The 21,398-nt window shown below is 70.1% G+C and carries 20 protein-coding genes; 15 read left to right on the top strand and 5 right to left on the bottom strand.

Annotation, left to right across the window (positions count from 1 at the left end):
* Nucleotides 1-40 precede the first annotated feature (40 nt).
* The 4 genes from ACXJY8_RS20955 (at nt 41) to ACXJY8_RS20940 (ending at nt 4,522) form a co-directional block, all read left to right on the top strand.
* Nucleotides 41-835: a metallophosphoesterase family protein gene (locus ACXJY8_RS20955; protein ID WP_463773190.1), complete on the top strand. Its 795-nt coding sequence runs from the start codon at nt 41-43 to the stop codon at nt 833-835.
* Between the two features lie 305 nt (nt 836-1,140).
* Entirely contained in the window at nt 1,141-2,352 is a 1,212-nt protein-coding gene (locus ACXJY8_RS20950) for a glycosyltransferase (protein ID WP_463773186.1), read from the top strand.
* A 2-nt stretch (nt 2,353-2,354) separates the two neighbouring features.
* On the top strand, nt 2,355-3,314 hold the full coding sequence (locus tag ACXJY8_RS20945; protein WP_463773183.1) for a polysaccharide deacetylase family protein: 960 nt from the start codon (nt 2,355-2,357) through the stop codon (nt 3,312-3,314).
* A 32-nt stretch (nt 3,315-3,346) separates the two neighbouring features.
* Nucleotides 3,347-4,522 carry a glycosyltransferase gene (locus ACXJY8_RS20940; RefSeq protein WP_463773180.1) on the top strand — a complete coding sequence of 392 codons (1,176 nt, stop codon included), beginning with the start codon at nt 3,347-3,349 and terminating at the stop codon, nt 4,520-4,522.
* Between the two features lie 64 nt (nt 4,523-4,586).
* Here the strand turns inward: ACXJY8_RS20940 and ACXJY8_RS20935 are convergent, their stop codons facing one another.
* Nucleotides 4,587-5,060: a serine O-acetyltransferase gene (locus ACXJY8_RS20935; protein ID WP_463773176.1), complete on the bottom strand. Its 474-nt coding sequence runs from the start codon at nt 5,058-5,060 to the stop codon at nt 4,587-4,589.
* A gap of 200 nt (nt 5,061-5,260) precedes the next feature.
* On the opposite strand from ACXJY8_RS20935, the gene ACXJY8_RS20930 reads away from it, so the two are divergent.
* From ACXJY8_RS20930 to chrA, 11 genes are all read left to right on the top strand, one after another.
* Nucleotides 5,261-6,334, top strand: coding sequence for a glycosyltransferase family 4 protein (locus ACXJY8_RS20930; protein ID WP_463773171.1), 1,074 nt, complete (start codon nt 5,261-5,263; stop codon nt 6,332-6,334).
* Between the two features lie 360 nt (nt 6,335-6,694).
* Nucleotides 6,695-7,912 (top strand): ABC transporter substrate-binding protein, encoded by a 1,218-nt coding sequence (locus ACXJY8_RS20925; RefSeq protein ID WP_463773167.1) that lies wholly within the window; start codon nt 6,695-6,697, stop codon nt 7,910-7,912.
* 226 nt (nt 7,913-8,138) lie between these two features.
* Nucleotides 8,139-8,993, top strand: a complete 855-nt coding sequence (locus ACXJY8_RS20920; RefSeq protein WP_463773165.1) for a branched-chain amino acid ABC transporter permease — start codon at nt 8,139-8,141, stop codon at nt 8,991-8,993.
* A gap of 13 nt (nt 8,994-9,006) precedes the next feature.
* Complete coding sequence (locus tag ACXJY8_RS20915; RefSeq protein WP_463773163.1) at nt 9,007-10,062, top strand: branched-chain amino acid ABC transporter permease; 1,056 nt, start codon at nt 9,007-9,009, stop codon at nt 10,060-10,062.
* Complete coding sequence (locus ACXJY8_RS20910; protein WP_463773161.1) at nt 10,059-10,829, top strand: ABC transporter ATP-binding protein; 771 nt, start codon at nt 10,059-10,061, stop codon at nt 10,827-10,829. Before ACXJY8_RS20915 ends, ACXJY8_RS20910 begins: the two co-directional genes overlap by 4 nt.
* Entirely contained in the window at nt 10,826-11,539 is a 714-nt protein-coding gene (locus tag ACXJY8_RS20905) for an ABC transporter ATP-binding protein (protein WP_463773159.1), read from the top strand. The genes ACXJY8_RS20910 and ACXJY8_RS20905 overlap by 4 nt, the downstream gene beginning before the upstream one ends.
* 23 nt (nt 11,540-11,562) lie before the next feature.
* Nucleotides 11,563-12,810, top strand: a complete 1,248-nt coding sequence (locus ACXJY8_RS20900) for a Zn-dependent hydrolase (RefSeq protein WP_463773155.1) — start codon at nt 11,563-11,565, stop codon at nt 12,808-12,810.
* 28 nt (nt 12,811-12,838) lie between these two features.
* Complete coding sequence (locus tag ACXJY8_RS20895; RefSeq protein ID WP_463773152.1) at nt 12,839-14,344, top strand: M81 family metallopeptidase; 1,506 nt, start codon at nt 12,839-12,841, stop codon at nt 14,342-14,344.
* Nucleotides 14,341-15,135 (top strand): FadR/GntR family transcriptional regulator, encoded by a 795-nt coding sequence (locus tag ACXJY8_RS20890; protein ID WP_463773149.1) that lies wholly within the window; start codon nt 14,341-14,343, stop codon nt 15,133-15,135. Before ACXJY8_RS20895 ends, ACXJY8_RS20890 begins: the two co-directional genes overlap by 4 nt.
* Before the next feature lie 552 nt (nt 15,136-15,687).
* A complete protein-coding gene (locus tag ACXJY8_RS20885) occupies nt 15,688-17,784 on the top strand; it encodes a right-handed parallel beta-helix repeat-containing protein (RefSeq protein WP_463773147.1) in 2,097 nt (698 codons plus the stop codon).
* Nucleotides 17,785-18,151: 367 nt separating this feature from the next.
* Nucleotides 18,152-19,345 carry a chromate efflux transporter gene (gene chrA, locus ACXJY8_RS20880; protein WP_463773143.1) on the top strand — a complete coding sequence of 398 codons (1,194 nt, stop codon included), beginning with the start codon at nt 18,152-18,154 and terminating at the stop codon, nt 19,343-19,345.
* Between the two features lie 3 nt (nt 19,346-19,348).
* Here the strand turns inward: chrA and soxA are convergent, their stop codons facing one another.
* The 4 genes from soxA to soxX are packed head-to-tail and all read right to left on the bottom strand — an operon-like array spanning nt 19,349 to nt 21,398.
* On the bottom strand, nt 19,349-20,101 hold the full coding sequence (gene soxA, locus ACXJY8_RS20875; protein ID WP_463780865.1) for a sulfur oxidation c-type cytochrome SoxA: 753 nt from the start codon (nt 20,099-20,101) through the stop codon (nt 19,349-19,351).
* Nucleotides 20,102-20,118: 17 nt separating this feature from the next.
* Nucleotides 20,119-20,439, bottom strand: a complete 321-nt coding sequence (gene soxZ / locus ACXJY8_RS20870; RefSeq protein ID WP_463773140.1) for a thiosulfate oxidation carrier complex protein SoxZ — start codon at nt 20,437-20,439, stop codon at nt 20,119-20,121.
* Between the two features lie 6 nt (nt 20,440-20,445).
* Entirely contained in the window at nt 20,446-20,922 is a 477-nt protein-coding gene (locus ACXJY8_RS20865) for a SoxY-related AACIE arm protein (RefSeq protein ID WP_463773137.1), read from the bottom strand.
* The gene (gene soxX, locus ACXJY8_RS20860) at nt 20,919-21,398 is read right to left on the bottom strand and encodes a sulfur oxidation c-type cytochrome SoxX (RefSeq protein ID WP_463773135.1); all 480 of its coding nucleotides are present in this window, start codon (nt 21,396-21,398) and stop codon (nt 20,919-20,921) included. Before soxX ends, ACXJY8_RS20865 begins: the two co-directional genes overlap by 4 nt.

Below are 21,398 nucleotides of genomic sequence, written 5' to 3'. Positions count from 1 at the left end.
TCGCCCCGTACCGCCGATATCACGTTGGAGATCGTCAGGCATGTTGAGCCGCTGGCTGGCTCGCCGGGTGGACCCGGGCTCGAAGCATCGCCGCGGCGTGTCCGGTGCGATCGCGCGACATCCACCCGCCGTCCCGCCCGGTATTCGCATCTATGCGATCGGCGACATCCACGGCCGCCACGATCTTCTCGACCGGATGCTTCTGAAGATCGACGCGCATGCCGAGGCCGATCCGTGCCCACGCAACGTGATCGTTCTGGTGGGCGACTACATCGACCGCGGGCCGCACTCGGCACAGGTCCTCGACCGGCTCGTCGCACTCAGTATGGGCCGGGACATCGTGCTGCTTCGCGGCAATCACGAAGCGATGATGATCGACGCCCTCTCACATCCGTCGCGTCTTGCGAGTTGGATCAGCAATGGTGGGCGCGAAACACTGCTCTCCTATGGCCTCGACTCGTCCGGTCAACTCAATAGCCCAACGTCGGCCGCGAACCTTTCCGATCAAATCTTCTTGAACGTGCCAGATAGCCACATCGGCCTTTTGAAGACTCTCGACTGGACGTTTCTGTGCGGCGACTACCTGTTCGTTCATGCCGGGGTTCACCCGGACCGGTCCCTTCATACGCAGCGCCCTCGGGACCTGCTCTGGATTCGCGAACCTTTTCTCTCCTGGCCAGCAGATTTCGGTGCCGTCATCGTCCATGGTCACAGCCCCGTTCCCAGACCTGAGCAGCACCCGAACCGAATCAATATTGACACCGGCGCTTATGTGACGGGTCGTTTGACCTGTCTGATCCTGAAAGACACCATTCAGGACTTCATACAGACCTGATTCCCGTTTCCTGTGCAGTTGCTCATCGCCGGTCGGGCCCCTTCCCGCCACGCCCTTCCCGGATCGGATCGAACGTCCACGGCGCAAACTGGCGCCGATGGGCAAATGGCATCCCCTGCTTTAGAACCCCGAACTGCGAGCGGCCATGGGGAGATGGCGTGGCGCTGGGCCCAATAAGCCGTGTAACCGGCAGCTGTTCTGATGCGTTAGCGAGTCGAAAAGAGATTATTCGTTACAATCTGGCGCAGTACGATCGACGTCATCCGCCGCCAGAGATGTAGATCGCGGGCATTGAGCAGCGCATTATGCTAGACAAGCAGCCGAATACCCGGAAGACGGCACCCGAGAAATCTATCGCAAGTCGTGCGCATGCAGGCAAAATCGTATTCATTCTGCCTACACTGACCCTCGGTGGCGCGGAGCGCCATACCGTTCAGTTGCGAAATCTTATGCGAGCCCGAGGTTTTTCTACCGCACTCATCGTCCACGGCCGGGCCTGGTCGCGAGAAATGGCCGAGGCCAAGGGCGCAGAGGATCCGATCCATTTCAACCTGCGCGGCATGTCGGATCCGATGGGCTGGCTCCGACTCTGGTCCACCCTCAGGACGCTCAAGCCGGACGTCATCGTCGGCGTGAACCAGACGCCGCTGATCGTCGCGATCGTCCTGCGGCTCCTCGGGGCGACGCGCGCCCGCGTCATCAGCGTCTTCCACACGACCTACCTCCTCGAGAAGGAGATGCGGCGGTTCTTCCTCTACAAGTGGACCCTGCGCCTGGCCGACGCCATCGTCTTCGTGAGCGCGACTCAGAAGCGGGTCTGGCAGGAGCAGGGATTGAGCGCCCGGCGGATGGAGGTCATCCCGAACGGGGTGGACCTGGCGGGCTTCCGCCCGGACCCCGTGGCGCGTGAGCGCGTCCGCGCGGAACTCGGGTTCCGGGAGGACGCGCTGGTCCTCGCGCTCGTCGCGGCCTTCCGCCCCGAGAAGAACCACGAACAGCTCCTGCACGCGGCCCGCAGCTTGCTGGACCGGGGCGTGCCGGTGCGGATCCTGTTCGTCGGAGACGGCCCGACGCGGCCCGCGATCGAGACGCTGGCGACGACGCTGGGGGTTCATTCGAGCGTGACCTTCGCGGGCTCGCAATCCGACGTGCGGCCGTGGATCGCGGCGTCCGATCTCGGCGTCCTGTGCTCCCATGCCGAGACGTTTCCGCTGAGTGCGCTGGAATTCATCGCGATGGGCGTTCCGATGATCATGCCGGCCATCGGCGGCACGTCCGAGATCGTGCAGGACCGGATCAACGGACTCCTGTTCGAGCCCGGCTCCAACGAGAGCCTGACGCAGGCGATCCTGTCCCTGGCAGACCCGAAGGAGCGCGCCCGCTATGCGGAGGCGGCGGTGCAATCGGCGCTGCAGTTCTCCGTCGAGACTATGGCGGATACCTATCGATATTTGTTAGAGGGGCTCATGGACCGCACCGACTCGCTTCTCCCCGCCGAGGTATCCCGAGCCCTATGAGGATGGAGAGCAGCCCCGGAGCGAAGCGTCCGTCCTTCCTGCTGTCCATCGATACCGAAGGCGACGACGTCTGGGCGAAGCCGCGTCCGGCCCTGACCCGCAATGCGGAGACGCTCCCGCGCTTCCAGCAGCTCTGCGAGCGCCACGGCCTGCGTCCGACCTACCTGACCAACTGGGAGATGGCGAATTGCCCGGTGTTCCAGGAGCTCGGGCGCGACGTTCTCAGGCGCAACGCCGCCGAGATCGGCATGCACCTGCACGGGTGGGATTCGCCGCCCATCGTGCCGCTGTCCTCCGACGACGCCGAGCACCAGCCCTACCTCTTCGAATACCCGGCGGCGGTGCGCCGGCAGAAGATCGAGACGATGACCCGGTGTCTGGAGGATACGTTCCAGATCCCGATCCTGAGCCATCGCGCGGGCCGGTTCGGCTTCGACGCCGTCTCCGCGCAGGCGCTGGAGGCCCTCGGCTACCTGGTCGACTGCTCGGTGACCCCCAACGTCTCGTGGACCAGCCATCCCGGGTCCCCGACGGGCCGGGGCGGAGCCGACTTCTCGGCGTTTCCCGAGCACGCCTACCGGATCGACCTCGAGCGGATCGACAGGCCGGGCACGGCGCGGCTGCTCGAAATTCCGATGACCATCATCCGGCAGCGCCGGCCGCTGCCGGCGCGGCTGGCGCGGAAGCTGCTTGGGAAGTCCGTGGACCGGGTGTTCTGGCTGCGCCCGAACGGTCGGAACGTGAAGGACATGCTCGAGGTTCTCGACATCGCGGAGGCCGAGGGACGCGACTACGTCCAGTTCACGCTTCACTCCTCGGAGTTCATGCCCAACGGCAGCCCGACTTTCCGGACCGCGGAAAGCATCGAGAAGCTGTACGAGGACATGCAGATCCTTTTCAGCGCCGCGCAAAAACGTTTCGTAGGTCGAACCCTGTGTGAGCATCGAGCCGTGTTCCACTGATCTTACATGGTACCATGGAGCATGCAGTCGATATGACGGGAATACGATCGTATGCCGAGCAAGGCCCCATCGTCTTCTTTCTTCCGGGCCTCGATGTCGGCGGTGCCGAGCGCCATACGATCGATCTGAGGGCGCGCCTGCGCCGGCGGGGCTGGGACACCCAGGTCCTGGTCTACGGCCCGCGCCGCTCCGAGGCGATCCTCCGCATGGAGGGAGCCGAGGACGTCCTCCAGCTCAACATCGCCGGCATGTCCCGCATCCGGGGCTGGGTGACCGCCTGGAAGAGCCTGCGGCGCATGCGGCCCGGCCTCGTCGTCGCGGTCAACCAGGCCCCCCTGATCGTCGCCGTCGTCCTGCGGCTGCTCGGCGCCTCCCGGGCGCCCATCATAGGCATCTTCCACACCACCGTGCTGAGGAAGTCCGAGGAGCGGACGTTCTTCCTGTTCCAGGCGGCCATCCGCCTCGCGGACGTCCTGGTCTATGTCAGCGCGAACCAGCGGGCCTACTGGACGAAGCGGAATCTCCAGTGCCGGAAGACCGCCGTGATCATCAACGGCGTCGACCACGCGCGCTTCGCCGAGAACGAGGCCGCGGGTCCCGAGACGCGCAGGCGGTTCGGCCTCGCCGAGACGGACTACGTCATCGGCAACGTCGCGGCGCTGCGGCCCGAGAAGAACCATTGCCAGCTCGTCGAAGCTGTCTCCGTCCTGCGCCGGAACGGCATCCCCGCCCGCGCCCTGCTCGTCGGCGACGGCCCGGCCCGCGCGGAGATCCTCGCCAAGGCCCGCGAAGCCGGGATCGAGGAGCACGTCATCCTGGCCGGCGAGCAGGCCGACGTCCGTCCGCTCATCGCCGCCTGCGACGTCGGCGTGCTGTGCAGCAACGCCGTCGAGACGCTCTCCCTGTCGGCCCTGGAATTCCTGTCCAGCGGCGTCCCCATGATCATGTCGGAGATCGGCGGCGCCTCGGAACTGGTCCGGGACGGCGTCAACGGCTACCTCTTCCCCTCCGGCGACACCGACATGCTGGTGAACCGCCTGGTCGCCGCCGCCGACGCCACCACCCGGGCCGGGCTCGCGGCGCAGGCCCGCCCCTCGGTGAGCGGCCTCTCGGTGGAGGGCATGGTCGACCAGTACGCGCAGCTCCTCGGCGAATCGCTCCGGGCGCCGCAGGCCCCCATCCGGACCCTGGCCCTGGACGACCGGTGAGGGCTTGGCCGGCCCCCTGCGCCGCCGGGGCGCGGAGCGGGCCGCAGCGGCCGGAGACCGCCCCTCAGGGCGCGACCGCCCCCTCGCCGGCCCTGTGCCGGTAGGCGTCCACATCGGCAATATTTCGCTTGGCCACGGCCGGAATGCCCGCGATGAGCGCGTTGGCGGGCATGTCCTCGATCACGACCGCATTGGCCGCCACCACCGAGCCGGCGCCGATGGTGATGGGCCCGATGATCTTGGCGCCCGCATGCACGATGACGTTCCGCTCGAGATGGGGCGCCCCCGGCAGCGGGGTCCGGCCGCCGAGCACGACGTGGACACCGATCTCGCAGCCATCCTCGATCACCGAGGCGCCGTTGATCACGACGCCGATGCCGCTGTGATGGAACATCACGCCCTTCCCGATCGACGCCCGCCCCGGGATGGAGGCGGCGAACCCGACCCGGACGATGCCGTCGATGATGCGGGACAGCGGGCGCAGGCCGCCGAGATGGAAGCGCCGGGAAAGCCGCTGGAGGGCAGCCACAGCCTGCATGCGAGCACTCCGCCTGACGGGATCGTTGCGGCGTCGTTATACGGCCGGTTCCAGATCAGGGAAATGGTTTTTCCGAACGGAATAATATCGCCAGTGGATGTCGACCTTTCACCAATATACAGACGAATGCGGAGTCAGGCGCCACAGATCGAGCGACCAGCGTGAAGCCTAAACTTACTTTTTTCGTTCCGGGTCTCGATATGGGCGGAGCGGAGCGACACACGCTCGACCTCCGCGCACGCCTGATGGAGCGCGGCTATCCCACCTCGGTCGTCGTGTTCGGCCGCGGCCGCTCCCCGCAGACCCTCGCCCTGCCGGGCGCCCAGGGCGCCCGGATGCTGGGCTGCCGCGGCCTGGCCGATTTCGGCTCCTGGCTCCGGATCGGGAAAGCCCTGCGTCAGGAGAACGCCGACGTCCTCTTCGTCGTCAACCAGGCCCCCACCATCGTGACCCTGCCGTTCCGCTGGAGCCTGCGCGGCAAGGTGGTCGGCATCTTCCACACGACGGTGCCGCGCCCCGGCGAGGGCCCCCGCACGGCGCTGTTCCGGATCGCGGCCCGGTTCGTCGACCGCCTCGTCTACGTCAGCGTCAACCAGCGGGCCTACTGGCGCGCGCGCGGGCTTACCGGGACCCGCGACGAGGCGATCGTCAACGGGATCGATCTCGACCACTTCGCGCCCCGCCCGGGGGATCGCGAGGCGACCCGGGCCGCCTGGGGCGTCCAGCCCGACGATTTCGTCATGGGCCTGGTGGCGACGATGCGGCCGGAGAAGAACCACGCGCAGCTCGTCGACGCCCTCGTCGCGCTCCGGCAGCGGGGCATCCCCGCCAAGATCGTCTTCGTCGGCAACGGTCCCGACCGGGAGCGACTGACCCAGGTCGTCGAGACCGCCGGGATGACGCCCCACGTCGTGTTCACGGGCGAGCAGGGCGACGTCCGGCCGAGCATCGCCGGCTTCGACGTCGGCGTCCTGTGCAGCACGTCGATCGAGACCCTCTCCCTCTCCGCCCTCGAAATCCTCGCCGGCGGGGTGCCGCTGGTGATCTCCGAGATCGGGGGCGCGTCCGAGATCGTGCAGGACGGGGTCAACGGCTACCTCTTCGAGGTCGGACGGACCGATCAGCTGATCGATCGGCTCGCCCGCGTCGCGCAACCGGAGCAGCGCGCGCGCCTGGCCGGGGCGACCCGCCGGACCGCGGCGGCCTTCAGCGTGGACCGCATGCTCGCCTCCTACATCGCCCTCGTGGACGACCTCGTCGCGCCCGGGCGCTGAGGGACGCCGCCCCGGCCTGTCTCCTCCCGCGTCGGTCCAATCCCGCCGCAGTGCCGCGGGCGCCTGACACCGGTGCGCGTCGCAGCGAAGACGATCCGGTCCGTCCGCGGCCTGCGCGGCGGCTTCGATCCGCGCCCATAATACACGCCCGTGTCCCGCGCCCATGTTCTACGCTCTTGGCCCACGTTCCTGGCCCGAGTGCCCGCGCGCGCATCATTCCCTGCCTGCATTCCACGCTTTCGAAGCCTTCCTGCGCAAGTGCAGTGCAACATCACGGCCCGACTTGACGGATCTCAGCGGCGCATATTCTATGCGTATAGTTTGGATAGTTTATCCGACGCGAGAGCGGGGAGCGGTGCCATGCGTGATCGTCGTGCGTTTCTGAAGACCTCGCTCACGGCGGCGGCCCTGGGGGCCTCCGGCCTCCCGCTGCCCGGGTTCCTGCGCGGCGCCCGCGCGGCCGACGGCCCCCTCGTCATCGGCGCGCCGCTGCCGATCTCCGGCGCCTTCGCGGCCAACGGCAAGTACGCCTCCCTCGGGGCCGCCTTCGCCGCCCAGGAGGCCGGCAAGGTCCTCGGCCGCGCCGTCACGGTCGCGGACATCGACACCGAGGGCAAGCCGGCACCGGCCGCCCGCAAGGTGCAGGAGGCGATGGCCCAGGGCACCCGTCTCTTCGCGGGCGGCATCCTCTCCTCCGAGGCTCTGGTGATGGGCAAGGAAGCGGCGAAGTCCGACGGCGTCTTCATCACCACGGCGGGCGCCGACGAGATCACCGGGTCGGACTGCAACCGGGGCACCTTCCGCTGGACCGTGCCGACCTTCGGCGCCATCGCCCAGACGGTGCGCCCGCTGATCGCGCAGATGCCCCAGGCCAAGCGCTGGTACACGATCACCCCGCAATACGTGTTCGGCGAGGGCCTGCTCAGCGCCGCCAAGGCGGTCTTCCAGGAGAAGGGCGTCGAGCATGTCGGCAACAGCTACCACTCGCTGGCCGAGAAGGAGTTCAGCGGCTACCTGACCAACGCCATCGCGGCCAAGCCCGACGTGCTGCTGCTCCTCAACTTCGGCTCGCAATCCTCGGACGCCCTGCGCCAGGCGGTGAGCTTCGGCCTCAAGAAGCGCATGACCATCGTGCTCGCCTGGGCCTCGGGCCTGGAGCAGTTCGAGGCCCTGGGCGCCGACCTCTGCGAGGGCGTCTATTTCGGCGCGCAATACTGGCACGGCATCGACTCGCCCCTGAACAAGGCCCTGGTGGCCAAGGTCCGCGAGACCGCCAAGATGACGCCGAACTACTCCTTCGCCGGCTCGTACCAGATCACCAAGCTGCTCCTCGACGCGGCCGCCAAGGCCGGCGCCGCCGACGGACCCGCCGTGATCAAGACCCTCGAGGGCATGCGCTATGCGGGCCTGACCGGCGAGGAGGAGATCCGCGCCGCCGACCACCAGGTCATCAAGGATTACTACCTGCTCAAGGGCAAGGCGAAGTCCGCCATGAAGGACAAGGACGACTTCGCCGAGGTCATCCAGTCCGGCAAGTCGTTCCTCTCGCCCGAGGCCGCCGGCTGCAAGATGGCGTGAGGGTGAACCGGAGCCGAGGTTCCTCACCAGACCGGTTGTCGCTCAAGCGTTGCGTCATTCCGGGGCGCCGCAGGCGAGCCCGGAATCCAGAGCCGCTGACGGAGCCAAGCAAGACGCCACCTGTGTTTCTGGATTCCGGGCTCCGCTTCGCGGCCCCGGAATGACGCGGTGGCGCGCTGGTCGGCGCAACCCTCGAACCAATGCCTGACACGGACCTGGAGACCCTGTGACCTACCTGTTCCAGATCCTGAACGGTCTCGGCCTCGGGATGCTCTACTTCCTGCTGGCGGTGGGTCTGAGCATCATCTTCGGGCTGCTGCAGTTCGTGAATTTCGCCCACGGGGCGTTCTATCTCCTCGGCGCCTACCTCGCCTACGAGGGCGTCGAGCGAGGCCTGAGCTTCTGGGTGGCGATGCCGCTGGCCGCCCTCGTCGTCGCGGGGCTGGCGGCCCTGACCGAGATGCTGCTCCTGCGCCGGGTCTACAAGCTGCCCCACACCTTCCACATCCTCGTCACGGTCGGCCTCGCCCTGGTGGTGCAGGAACTGGTCATCATCGTCTGGGGGCCGATCGGCGGGAACGTCGCCCCGCCGGAGGAACTCGGCGGCGTGATGATCCTGGGCGACTTCATCTATCCGGAATACCGGCTCTTCGTGATCGGCTTCACGGCGATCCTGGCGGCCGGCCTCTGGTGGCTCCTCGACCGGACGCGGCTCGGCGCCATCGTGCGGGCCGGGTCGGAATCCCCGTCGAATATGGCGCTCCTCGGCTACGACACCCTGCGCATCAACACCGCGGTGTTCGCCCTCGGCGCCGGGCTCGCGGGGCTGGCCGGGGCACTCGCCGCCCCCATCCGCGGCGTCGAGCCCTTCATGGGGGTCGAGGCCCTGGGCATCGCCTTCGTGGTGGTGGTGATCGGCGGGATGGGCAGCTACGCCGGGGCGCTCGCGGCCGGCCTCCTCGTCGGCATCGCCCAGAGCCTGATGGCCACCCTGTGGCCCGAGGGGGCGCGCCTCGTCATCTATCTCGGCATGGCCGGCATCATCATGGCGATGCCGCGCGGCCTGTTCGGCCGGGCCTGAGGAGGATTTCGCGATGATCCCCGTCCTCGACCGGCCCCTGGTTCAGTTCGGCCTCGCGGTCGCCGCCGTGCTGGTCCTGCCCCTCGTCATGCGCTCCGGCACCCTGGCCAGCGAGATCCTGATCTTCGGGCTGGCGGTCGCCGCCTGCAACCTGCTGCTGGGCTACACGGGCCTCCTCTCCTTCGGCCAGGGCATCTTCTTCGGCCTGGGCAGCTACGTCGCCGGGCTCGGCCTCGTCCGGGCCGGCCTACCCGCCCCCGTCATGCTGCTACTGTCGCTCGCCCTCGGCGCCCTGGTGGCGGCCGTGGTGGGCTGGGTCTCGATCCGGCGCCAGGGCGTCTACTTCGTGATGCTGACGCTCGCCTTCTCGCAGATGTTCTACTTCCTGGCCTACACCTTCAGCGGCATCACCGGCGGCGACAACGGCCTGCTCGACATCCCGCGCCCGCGCCTCGCCGGCACGGTCCTCAGCGATCCCTGGAGCTACTACGCCTTCGTGGCCGTGCTCTTCCTCGCGCTCTTCGCCGCCCTGCAGCGGGTCGCGCTCTCCACCTTCGGGCGCACCCTGCTCGCCATCCGCGACAACGAGGGCCGGGCCGGGGCGATCGGCTACCCGGTGCGCGCCTTCAAGGTCGCGGCCTTCGCGATCTCCGGGGCGGTCACGGCCTTCGCGGGCGCGCTCCACGCCATGCTGATCGGCGTCGCGCCGCTGTCGAACATCGACTACCACACCAGCGAGACCCTGCTGATCATGACGATCATCGGCGGATCCGCGAACCTGTTCGCCTCGCTCCTCGGGGCCGGCGCCTACCTGCTCGCCGCCGACGCCCTCTCGGCGATCTGGCCGCGCTGGCTCCTCCTCCTCGGCCTGCTCCTCATCGTGATCACGCTGTTCCTGCAGCGCGGGCTCTGGGGCCTGATCGAGCGCGCCGTCGCCCTCGTGACGCGGGCCCCGCCGCCCGACGACCCGGCGCCGGACCGGCCCGTGGTGGCCGACCCCGCGGTCGCGCCCGCGGCGGAGGGTCTCCCGGTGGCGGAGAGCGGACGCGCACCGGAGGTCGCCCGATGAGCGCGCCGATCCTCGCCACGGACGCCTTGAGCGTGCGCTACGGCAGCTTCGTCGCCCTGCAGGACGTGACCCTGCGCATCGCCGAGAACAGCGTCCACTCGATCATCGGCCCGAACGGCGCCGGCAAGACCACGCTGTTCCACGCCCTGACCGGCCGGATCGCGCCCTCGGCCGGGCGCATCACCCTGGCCGGGCGGGACATCACCCGCACGGCCGACCACGAGCGCGTGCGCCTCGGCCTCGCCCGCTCGTTCCAGGTCACCAGCCTCTTCCCGACGCTGAGTGTCCGCGAGAACCTGCGGCTGGCCGCGCAGGGCCGGACGCCCTGGCAGGCGCTGGCCCCCTGGCGCCGGGCCGAGGCCAACCGGCCGGCGCTGGCCATGGCGGAGGCGATGCTGGAGCGCCTCGACCTCACCCGCGTGGCCCTGCGCGCCGCCGGCGAGCTCTCGCACGGCCAGCAGCGGCGCCTCGAGGTCGGGATGGCGATGGCGGCGGCGCCGAAGGTCATCCTCCTCGACGAGCCGACCTCCGGCATGGGCATCGACGACATCGCGGCGATGACGGCGCTGATCCGCGACCTCGGGCGCGACCACACCGTCCTGTTCATCGAGCACAACATGGGCATCGTCATGAACATCTCCGACACCGTGACGGTGATGCGCGCCGGCCGCGTGCTGGTGGAGGGGCCGCCGGCAAGAGTCCGCGACGACCCGGAGGTGCGCCGGGCCTATCTCGGCAACATGATCACCGGGGACCTGGTCTCGTGAGCGGCCCGGTCGCCCTCGCCCTGGACGCGGTCCAGGGCTTCTACGGCAAGAGCCACATCCTCCAGGGCGTCAGCCTGGAGGTGCGGGCGGGCGAGATCGTCTGCCTCCTCGGGCGCAACGGCGCCGGCAAGACCTCGACGCTGAAAGCGATCAGCGGACTCCTGCCCCCGCGCGGCGGCCGGGTGCGCTTCCACGGCACCGACGTGGCCGGCTGGCCCGCGCATCGCATCGCCCGGGCCGGCCTCACCCTCGTGCCGGAGGATCGCGGCATCTTCAGCCTGCTCAGCGTGGAGGAGAACCTGGCCATCGCCGTGCGCAAGGGCTCGCCCTGGGGCCTGCGGGAGATCTACGCCATGTTCCCGCGCCTGGAGGAGCGCCGCCGCAACGGGGGCGCGCAGCTCTCGGGCGGCGAGCAGCAGATGCTCTCGATCGCCCGCGCCCTCCTCTCCGGGCCGAAGCTCCTCATGCTCGACGAGCCTGTGGAGGGCCTCGCCCCCGTCATCGTCGAGGAGATCGTCGCCCAGATCCGCGCCATCCGCGAGGCCGGGGTCCCGATCCTGCTGGTGGAGCAGAACCTCGCGGTCTGCACGAGCCTCGCCGACCGCCACTACATCCTCGAACTCGGCCGCGTCGCCTACGCGGCCGGCAATGCCGACTTCGTCGCCGACGAGGCGGCGCGCGACCGCTTCCTCGGCGTGAAGGCGGCGTGAGCAGCAGGGAACCCGGGACAGCCATGTCGAACCTCACCATCAACGCCGAGCGCCTCTGGGACACCCTGACGGAGACCGCCGCCATCGGCGCCACCCCCGACGGCGGCATCGCCCGCCTGACGCTCAGCGACGAGGACCGCCGGGTGCGCGACTGGCTGCGGGCCCAGGTCGCGGCCCTGGGCTGCACCCTCACGGTGGATGCGGTGGGCAACATGTTCGCCCTGCGCCCCGGCCGGAACCCGGACCTGAAGCCGATCGCGCTGGGGAGCCACCTCGACACCCAGCCCACCGGCGGCAAGTTCGACGGGGTGCTGGGCGTGCTCGCCGGCCTCGAGGTGCTGCGCACCCTCGACGGGGCCGGCTTCGTCACCGAGGCGCCGCTGCTGCTGGTGAACTGGACCAACGAGGAGGGCGCGCGCTTCGCCCCCGCCATGCTGGGCTCCGGCGTCTATGCGGGCATCTATGCCGGCGACTGGGCCGAGGCGCGCCAGGACAGCGCCGGCACCCGCTTCGGCGCGGCCCTCGACGCCATCGGCTATCGCGGCGCGGCCCCCGCCGGCTCGGTGCCGTTCGGGGCGATGTTCGAACTGCACATCGAGCAGGGCCCGATCCTGGAGGCGGAGGGCGCCGCCATCGGCGTGGTGCAGGGCGTGCAGGGCATGCGCTGGTACGAGGTCACCCTGGAGGGCCAGTCCGCCCATACCGGCTCGACCCCGATGCCGATGCGGCGCAACGCGCTTCTCGGCGCCGCCCGCCTGGTCGAGGCGGTGGACGCGGCCGCCCGGGCCCACGCCCCCGACGCGGTCGGCACCGTCGGCCACCTCACCGTGACGCCGAACTCCAACAACGTGATCCCGGGCCACGTCTTCCTCACCGTGGACCTGCGCCACCCGCAGGACGCGGTGCTCGACGCCATGGAGGCGGCCCTGGAGGCGGCCGTGGCGCGCGTCGCGGCCGAGCTCGGCCTCGAGACCCGGCTGAAGACCATCGCCCGGACCGCGCCGGTCGCCTTCGACCCCGCCTGCATCGCCTCCGTCCGGCGCGCGGCCGAGAAGGGCGGTCACGCCACCCGCGACATGGTCTCGGGGGCCGGCCACGACGCCGCCCACGTCGCCGCCCTGGTGCCCACCACCATGGTGTTCGTGCCGAGCGCCGGGGGCCTCAGCCACAACCCGGCCGAATCCACCGCGCCCGCCGAATGCGCCGCCGGCGCGCAGGTGCTCCTCGACGCGGTGCTCGACTACGATGCCCGCCACGCCCCCGCGGCCTGATCCCAATCCCAGCAAGGCTTCGAAGCGCATGCGTATCGTCACCGCCCGGGTGAACCACGAGACCAACACCTTCTCGCCCCTGGCGACGCCGCTCGCCGCCTTCGCCCCGCTCTGGGGCGAGGCCGCCCTGGCAGCGGGGCGCGACAGCACCACGGCGCTCGGCGCCTTCATCCGCTTCGCGGAAGGCCGGGGCGCCACCGTCGCGGTGCCGGTCTCGGCCCATGCCAACCCGAGCGGCCCGGTGGCGGACGCGGCCTTCGAGGCGCTCAGCGCGGCGATCCTCGAGGCGATCCGCCCCGGCTGCGACGCGATCCTCCTCGACCTGCACGGGGCGATGGTGACGCAGAGCCACGACGACGGCGAGGGCGAACTCCTGGCCCGCATCCGCGCCCTGGCGCCCGGCGTGCCGCTCGGCGTCGCCCTCGATCTGCACGGCAACATCACCGGGCGCATGGTGGCGAACTGCGACGCGATCGCCGGCTTCAAGACCTATCCGCACGTGGACATGGCCGAGACGGGCGCCCTCGTCGCCGGCATCGTCGGGCGGATGCTCGACGAGGGCCTGAGCCCGTGCCGGGCCTGGGTCCACCCGCCGATGCTCGCCCACACCCTGCGCATGGACACCCGCGTGCCCGGCCCGATGCAGGCGGCGGTGGCGGCCGCCCGGGCGGCGGAGGCCCGCCCCGGCGTCCTGGCCGCCACGATCTTCGGCGGCTTCTCCCTGGCGGACCTGGCCGAGGCCGGGGTCTCGGTCACGGTCACGGCCGAGACCCAGCAGGCCGCCGATGCGGCGGCCCGCGACCTCGCCGCGGGGCTCTGGGAGGCGCGTCAGGACTTCGTCTACGACGAGGCGCCGCTGGCCGGGTCCATCGCGGCGGCCGAGGCGGTGCTGGCCGGGCCTGGCGAAGGCCCGGTGCTCCTCCTCGACCACGGCGACAACTGCATGTCGGGGGGCACCTGCGACGTGATGGACGTCCTCGCCGCCGCCCTGGCTGCCGGGATGGAGGGCATCCTCGCCGGCCCGATCTGCGACCCCGAGGCCGTCGCGGCGCTGCAGGCGGCGGGCGTCGGCGCCCGGGTCGAACTCGGCCTCGGCAACCGCGTGCCCCTGCCGGGCTTCGAGCGCCAGGCCCCCCTCCCCCTGACCGGGACGGTGGCGGCGCTCGGCGACGGCACCTACGTCATCACCGGCCCGACCTATACCGGCCAGCGCTGCCACATGGGCCGTGCGGCGGTGCTCGACACCGGGGCGGCCCGCATCCTGGTGACGGAAGAGCCGCACGAGCCCTGGGACCTCGGCGTGTTCACGGGCTCGGGCCTCGACCCGGCCGCGGCCCGGGTGCTGATCCTGAAGTCGCGGATGTATTGCCGGCCGGTCTTCGAGCCCATCGCCCGGGCCGTGGTGGAATGCGCGAGCCGGGGCGTCACCAGCTCCGATTACGGGCTGTTCCCGTTCGCCAAGCTCGCCCGCCCGATCTTCCCCCTCGATCCCGACGTGGCCTGGACGCCCCCGACGAACCAGGTCCCCCGATGACCACCACGCCCGAGGCGGCGGAGCCGCCCGCGCCGATGCGGCGGATCAAGCTGTCCGACCAGATCGCGGAGGATCTCTGCAACCGGATCGCCCGCGAGCGCCTGGCCCCCGGCGACCGCCTGCCGAACGAGCGCGCCCTGATGCAGCATTACGGCTGCGCCAAGGGCACGATCCGCGAGGCCCTGAAGGCCCTCGAGGTCCAGGGGCTGGTGACGATGCAGTCCGGCCCCAATGGCGGCCCGGAGATCCGCCCGATCTCGGTGGACGCCGCCGCGCAGCAGCTGCGCCGGTTCCTGCACTTCCAGGAGCTCGATTTCGCCCAGGTCTACGCCCTGCGCCGCAGCCTAGAGGTGACGCTGGGCGTCAGCGTCGTCGGCCGCCTCGGCGAGGCCGAGTTCCGCCGCCTGGAGGAGAACATGGCCGCCTGCGAGGCCGCCAATGCGGGCGACCAGCGCGGCCTCGGCCGGGTCGTCGAGGTCGATTTCCACGACATCCTGTGCGACGCCAGCGACAACCCGCTGCTGGCCTTCATGTGCCGGTTCCTCAACAGCCTGCTGCGCGACCTCGTCGAGTTCCGCAGCGACAGCCTCACCGAGCACGAGGCCTTCGGCGCCCACAACCTCGCCAGCCACCGCGCCCTCGTGGCCGCCTACCGCGCCGAGGACGCCGAGGCCGTCCGCCGCGAGATGCACGACCACATGTGCTGCGCCGAGCACTTCATGCAGCGCCTGGACGCCAAGTTCCGCAAGGACCTGCTCAGCCGGCGCGGGGCGAACGGCGCCGGCGTCTGAGGGGACGCGGCCCGGGCCTGTACCAGGGGCACGCGCTTCCTGAGCGAGCCTCGTCTTGGCCGTTGCTCGCTGCGACAACGACGACGCAGATTATTCCCGGTGCGACAAAATGCCTTTTGCGGGGATGCCGTGGTATTCGGCTTCGCGCCGAGCGCCGTAATTCGCCCGTCAACTTACGGTGCCCGATCCGATGCGATCGCCAATGGCTAAGCTAAGTCCGATCGACCGCCCTGGGGCGTCCGAATATCTCGGACCCGATCGATACGCCTCTTGATCCAGGCTTTTAGTGATCTTTTCTCGAACTTCCGAAACACGAAAAGATAATTCCTACGATAACACCTGTAGATCAGCATATATTCTCTTACGATAGCTTGTTACAATTTGATAAAAATCGACTTGATTGCATAGCTTTTAACCATATGCTGACGAAGTTAGTTGAACATATGCGTTTCGCAGCAGCCTGTCTTTCTCATCGAGATGCGCCGCAGATTTGCAATTTTGTGCAGAGATCGAGCTTGATCGCACGAGAGCACGCAGATAACAGGCATTATTGTGACGATTTACTATGTCGACAACTCCTCCTCGTCTGCCTCGGATCGAAATGCCGGCACATCGGCGGCAGCGCCCCTGAGCAGCCTCGACGCGGTCAACAAGCTCAAGCTCCAGGCCGGTGACACCGTCGCCTTCAAGGCCGGCACCGCCTACACCGCCTCGGCCGCCCACACGGGCGCGCTCACCATCAGCGCATCGGGCACCGAGAAGGCTCCCATCACCTTCACCAGCTACGGCACCGGCCCGGCCGCCAAGATCGGCAACAGCGCCACGGGCTATTCCGACGGGATCTACGTCGGCAACGCCAAGTACGTGGTCATCGACGGGCTGAACATCACCGGCGCCGGACAGGCCGGGGTCAACGTCAGCAAGTCCGCCAGCCACATCACGATCCAGAACGTCGAGGCCAGCAAGGTCGGCGAAGGCGTGATGCTCAGCGGCACCGACAACCTCGTCACGCGCAGCTACTTCCACGACCTGAAGATGATCAAGAACACGGCCAACGTCTACGACGACGATTACGGCGCCGCCGGGGTGATGATCGCCAACAGCAACAACGAGGTCTCGTACACCAGGATCGTCAACGCCAAGGCGCCGAGCTTCGATTACGGCACCGATGGCGGCGGCATCGAGCTGTTCGGCTCGATGAACAACATCAAGATCCACGACAACTGGGTCGAGAACAGCGACGGCTTCGTCGAGGCCGGCGGGTTCAAGAGCACCCTGACCAACATTGCGATCTCGAACAACGTCAGCCTGAACAACGGCGGCTTTCTCTCCCTGCACAACGGCGGCGGGGCCTTCGCCAGCACGTTCAGGAACGTGGACCTGTCCCACAACACGGTCGTGGAGCAGAAAAACGGCGCCAAGACCAGCGCGAGCGTCTTGTTGGACGCGCCCTACAAATCGGGGCAGCTATCCTTCCATGACAACGCCATCTACCTGAACGCCGGCGACTCCTTCTTCAAGCAGCATGGCAACTACCATTCCAACAACGTCTTCTACAAAAATTCGAGCGCGACCCATCTCTACAACGACTGGGGCATGACGCTCGGAAGCGGAGAGACGTTCGCGACCCTGGCATCCGCCGGCGCGTCCTCCATCGTCCAGGCCGTCGCGGCGCAGTCGGGCAGAGCCGGGTCGACGCTCGTCGCGGCGACGCAGACCGGGCCGGGCTCCACCGCCTCGCATGCCGCGACCGGAACGACGCCGGCCTCCGCGTCGACCGGGACCGACACGTCGGCTCCGGTCTCCGGGACCGCGCCCGTACAGGCTCCGGCGCCCGCCCCGGCACCGGCACCGGCTCCCGTACCGGTCTCGACCGAGAAGGGCAGGACGGAGTTCGCCCTGATCGACGGGGACCGGGTCACCTCCACCTACGACGCCTCCGGCACGCTCACCAGCAAGGTCGTGCAGCATCCCGACACCTCCAGCGAGCTCTATGTCGACGGCCTGACCGGCAGGCCCTACGCCTCGGCCCACACCAGCTACGACAAGACCGGCAAGGTCGTGCTGCAGGAGCAGTTCCGCGAAGACGGCAGCCTGATGTCGAAGAAGGTCGTCGGGACCGATCTCACGCTGGAGACCTACGACACCCACGGCGCCGTCATCAGGAAGGTGGTTCAGCACGCGGACAAGACGTCCGACATCTATTCCAGCGGCGTCACCAGCCGGGACCACGTCGCCGAGCACGCCAGCTACACCGCCGACGGCCGGATCGGCTTCGTCGACCGGACGAAGCTGGACGGCTCGCATACCCAGACCGCCTTCCGGGCCGATCAGACGCTGGTCTCCACGCCCGGTGCGAGCGACGCCTTCAAGAGCTTCGGCGGCGATACCTTCGTGTTCGCCTCCGGCTTCGGCAGGGACACGATCACGGGGTTCCATGCAGGCTCGGGCAGCGGGCACGACACCCTGCAGCTGGACAGGGCCCAGGTCTCGAGCTTCGCCGAATTGCAGGCCCACCTGACGGATACGGGCGCCGACACCCTGCTCACGCTGAGTGCCCACGACACGATCCTGCTCAAGGGCGTCGAGAAGGCCCTGCTGACGGCGGAGAACCTCCACTTCGTCGATCACGGCCTGCTCCACGCCTGATCCCCGGCGCTCGGCGGGGCCTGACCCGCCGGCATCGGCGGTGGGCGACGGAAAACGTCACCGTGGCGTTCGCCCACCGATCCGGTACAGGGTAGGCCTCGGACCGACCGGCCCTGCCGGCCGATCGGACAGCGAGGAGCGACGGGTGAACCTGCCGGGAGAATCCCCGAACCTCGCCTCCGGGCCGAGCCCGGCGGCCGGCCCACCCGCCGAACGATCCCTCGCCGCCGAACGATCCCTCGCCGCGGAACGCTCCGCCGCCGGATCTCTTCCCGTAGTTTCCCCTGCCGAAGTTCCCCCTCCCGAAGTTTCCCCTGCCGAAGTGCCCCCTCCCGAACTCCCCCCTGCCGGAGGATCGCCCGCGGAGGTGTTCCGGGTCTTCCTGAAGCTCGGCCTCACCTCCTTCGGCGGCCCGATCGCGCATCTCGGCTACTTCCGGGCCGAGCTGGTGCAGCACCGGCGCTGGATGGACGAGGCCGGATACGCCGACCTCGTCGCCCTGTGCCAGTTCCTGCCGGGGCCGGCCTCCAGCCAGGTCGGGTTCTCCCTCGGCCTGCTGCGGGGCGGCGGACTCCTCGGGGGCCTCGCCGCCTGGGCGGCCTTCACCCTGCCCTCCGCCCTGGTGCTCCTCGCCTTTGCCCTGGGGGCCGGCGCCCTGACGGGGCCCTGGGCCGAGGCCGTGCTGCACGGCCTCAAGCTCGTGGCCGTGGCGGTGGTGGCCCAGGCGGTCTGGGGCATGGCCCGCACCCTCGCCCCCGACCGGCCCCGCGCCGGGATCGCCGTGGCGGCGCTGACGGGCGTCGTCGTCCTGCCCGGCGCCGTCGGCCAGGTGCTGGCGATCGGCCTCGGGGCGGCGGCCGGGCTGATCCTGTGCCGGGCCGGCCCCGCCGCGACCGGCGGCCGCCTCGCGGTGCCGGTCTCGCGCCGGGCGGGCGCGGCGGCGCTCATGCTGTTCGCGATCCTGCTCGTCGGGCCGGCCCTCCTCGCGCCCGTCCTGCCCGCACCGGGCGGCGGGGGGCCGGCGGCCCAGGGACTCGCCCTGTTCGACGCCTTCTACCGCTCGGGCGCCCTGGTGTTCGGCGGCGGCCACGTGGTGCTGCCCCTGCTGCAGGCGGAGTTGGTCGGCCCCGGCTGGATCGACCCGGCCCGGTTCCTTGCCGGCTACGGCGCCGCCCAGGCGGTGCCGGGGCCGCTCTTCACCGTGGCGGCCTATCTCGGCGCCGCGGTCCAGCCGGCGCCGCACGGCCTTGCCGGGGCGGCCATCGCCCTGGCGGCGATCTTCCTGCCCGGCCTGCTCCTGGTCTACGGCGCCCTGCCCTACTGGGACGTCCTGCGCGCCCGCCCCCGGGCCCAGGCGGCGATGCGCGGCACCAACGCCGCCGTGGTCGGCATCCTCGGGGCCGCCCTCTACGATCCCGTCTGGGTGAGCGCCGTGGGCAATGCCCGCGACTTCGCCCTCGCGGTGCTGGCCTTCGTGCTCCTCACCGTGGGGCGGGTGCCGCCCTGGATCGTGGTGCTGCTCACGGCGGCCGGCGGCCTCGCGCTGGCCTGGGCCCGCTGATCCTCACGGGCGCACCGCCGGGGTCTCCACCGGCAGGGGCGCGGCCCGGTCCATGAGGTAGCGCTCCAGGGCGACGAAGTCCGGCGACCCGTAGGCGAACGGCTCGGCCCGCATCCCCGTCATGCAGTTGCGCAGGCGCCGCTGCACCGAGCCGACCCCCTGCCATTCGAGGCGATAGAGCGGATAGCCGGTGGGATGTCCCTGCGGGATCAGGGCCGGGCCGAGCCGGCGCCCGTGATTGGCGTCGTGGCAGGCGGCGCAGGACAGGCCGAGCTGGCCCATGCGCTGCGTGAACAGCGCCTTGCCGGCCGCCCGGGCGGGTCCGAGGCGGGGATCGTCCGGGACCGCGATCGGCAGGCCCGCGGACTGGGCGGCGACGTAGGCGGTGAGCCCGAGGAGCTCCCGGCTCTCGTACGGATAGGGCTCCGCGCCCTGGTGGCGGCGCCGGCAGGCGTTGACCCGGCCCTGGAGGTCGATCGGCGCCCCGGTCTCGGCGTCCCAGGCCGGGTAGCGGGCGGCGACGCCGCGCATCGCGGTTCCGGCCTCGCCGTGGCAGCCGGCGCAGGCGGGCCCGCCCGGGGCCGGCGGCTTGCCCCAGAGGTCGGCGCCGTCCTCAAGCCAGAGCAGGGCCGGGTTGGCCATGCCGTCGCGCTGCATCGCTTGGATGTCGGGGCTCATGGTGTCGAAGCCCGAGCGCCGGTCGGCCGGCGGGATCTCGCCCGCCCGCGCCGGGCCCGCCGCCAGGCCCGCCAGCATCAGGAGCGCCAGCCGCCTCACGTCACCGTCAGGGTCGCGGTCTCGGTCTGCGAGAAGCCGTTGTCGCCGCGCCAGGTGAAGGTGAGCGTGCCCGTCTGCGTCGCCCGCAGGGTGAAGGTCAGGTAGGGGTTGGCCGCCGTCGCCGGGAACAGCTCGGCCCGGAACACCGCCTCGCCGTCGTACAGGCAGGTGAACTCCGTGATGATGTCGCGCGGGCGGATGCGCCCGTCGGCCCCCGGCCGGAAGCCGGTCTCCATCGGATGCGAGATCAGGGTCTTGATCGTGACGACCTCGCCGGCCCGGGCGGTCTTCGGAACGTTGATCAGGGTGCGGGCCATGGCGGCTCAGCCCTCCAGGCAGGCGGCGAGGGTGACGATGGCGTCGGCCGTGGTCGACCAGTAGCGCCCGTCGCTGGTCTCCGCGATGGCGGTGATGCGTTGCGTGTCGGCGAGGCGGATCCGGGTCGTGATCGCGGCGCGACCTCCGCGCGACCCCAGGTATACCGTGATGACGTTCGGCTGCGGATTCTTGTCGTTGAACACCGCGATGCGGCGGACATGGTCCTCCGGCGTCATCGGGCTGTCCACCGTCACGGTGATCGTCACCGCGTTGCCGTTCTCGACCAGCGGCGGCAGGTCGAGGCGGATGCGCCCCGCCTGGATCTCGGCCTCGCCGGCAAAGCGCCGGATGGCCTCGGCGGTGCTCTCGGTGCGGGTCGCGGCCCCGGCCGCCACCGGGCGCAGGGCCACGGTCGCGGCGATGCCGGGTCCCAGGGCGAGGAGTCCGCGACGGCTCGGACGATGGGATGTCTGCGGGCTCACGGCGCCGGCCTCTCCGATGGTGTGTCGCGCAACGTCGCCAGGAAGGCGACGATGTCCTCGATCTCCTGGGGTCCCAGGACGGGCCGGCCCCGCCAGGCCGCGCCGACCCGCACGGTGCCCGCGAGGCTGTAATAGGAGGGCATGATGGTGTCCGGGTTCAAGACCCGGCCGTCGACGAGGCGTAGGCGCAGGGCACCGGATGCCAGCCGATCGCCGACACCCGTGAGATCGGGGCCGAGATCGCCGGTGAAGCGCTCCTCGGGGAACGGCCCGGCATGGCAGAGCAGGCAGAGTCCCCTGGTGCGGTCGGTGACGATCGCCCGGCCCCGCGCGGGATCGCCCGGTACCCCGGTCAGGCTCGCGGGAATGGCCTGGCCGACGATGGCCACGGGTCGCATCCCCTCCGCCTCCGAAACCTCTCCGGCCTCCGCCCTTGCGGGCAGGATCGCGCAGGCGATCCAGGCCCAGAAAAGCAC

The sequence above is a fragment of the Methylobacterium sp. TK31 genome (assembly GCF_055361545.1).
Note: the sequence above shows the minus strand (reverse complement) of the source record. Positions and strands in the feature narration are given on the sequence as shown.

Excerpts from the sequence above, each read along its gene's own strand:
- ACXJY8_RS20955 (WP_463773190.1), top strand. The coding sequence starts at position 41 with ATGTTGAGCCGCTGGCTGGCTCGCCGGGTGGACCCGGGCTCGAAGCAT.
- ACXJY8_RS20950 (WP_463773186.1), top strand. The coding sequence starts at position 1,141 with ATGCTAGACAAGCAGCCGAATACCCGGAAGACGGCACCCGAGAAATCT.
- ACXJY8_RS20945 (WP_463773183.1), top strand. The coding sequence starts at position 2,355 with ATGGAGAGCAGCCCCGGAGCGAAGCGTCCGTCCTTCCTGCTGTCCATC.
- ACXJY8_RS20940 (WP_463773180.1), top strand. The coding sequence starts at position 3,347 with ATGACGGGAATACGATCGTATGCCGAGCAAGGCCCCATCGTCTTCTTT.
- ACXJY8_RS20935 (WP_463773176.1), bottom strand. The coding sequence starts at position 5,060 with ATGCAGGCTGTGGCTGCCCTCCAGCGGCTTTCCCGGCGCTTCCATCTC.
- ACXJY8_RS20930 (WP_463773171.1), top strand. The coding sequence starts at position 5,261 with ATGGGCGGAGCGGAGCGACACACGCTCGACCTCCGCGCACGCCTGATG.
- ACXJY8_RS20925 (WP_463773167.1), top strand. The coding sequence starts at position 6,695 with ATGCGTGATCGTCGTGCGTTTCTGAAGACCTCGCTCACGGCGGCGGCC.
- ACXJY8_RS20915 (WP_463773163.1), top strand. The coding sequence starts at position 9,007 with ATGATCCCCGTCCTCGACCGGCCCCTGGTTCAGTTCGGCCTCGCGGTC.
- ACXJY8_RS20910 (WP_463773161.1), top strand. The coding sequence starts at position 10,059 with ATGAGCGCGCCGATCCTCGCCACGGACGCCTTGAGCGTGCGCTACGGC.
- ACXJY8_RS20900 (WP_463773155.1), top strand. The coding sequence starts at position 11,563 with ATGTCGAACCTCACCATCAACGCCGAGCGCCTCTGGGACACCCTGACG.
- ACXJY8_RS20895 (WP_463773152.1), top strand. The coding sequence starts at position 12,839 with ATGCGTATCGTCACCGCCCGGGTGAACCACGAGACCAACACCTTCTCG.
- ACXJY8_RS20890 (WP_463773149.1), top strand. The coding sequence starts at position 14,341 with ATGACCACCACGCCCGAGGCGGCGGAGCCGCCCGCGCCGATGCGGCGG.
- soxA (WP_463780865.1), bottom strand. The coding sequence starts at position 20,101 with ATGCTGGCGGGCCTGGCGGCGGGCCCGGCGCGGGCGGGCGAGATCCCG.
- soxZ (WP_463773140.1), bottom strand. The coding sequence starts at position 20,439 with ATGGCCCGCACCCTGATCAACGTTCCGAAGACCGCCCGGGCCGGCGAG.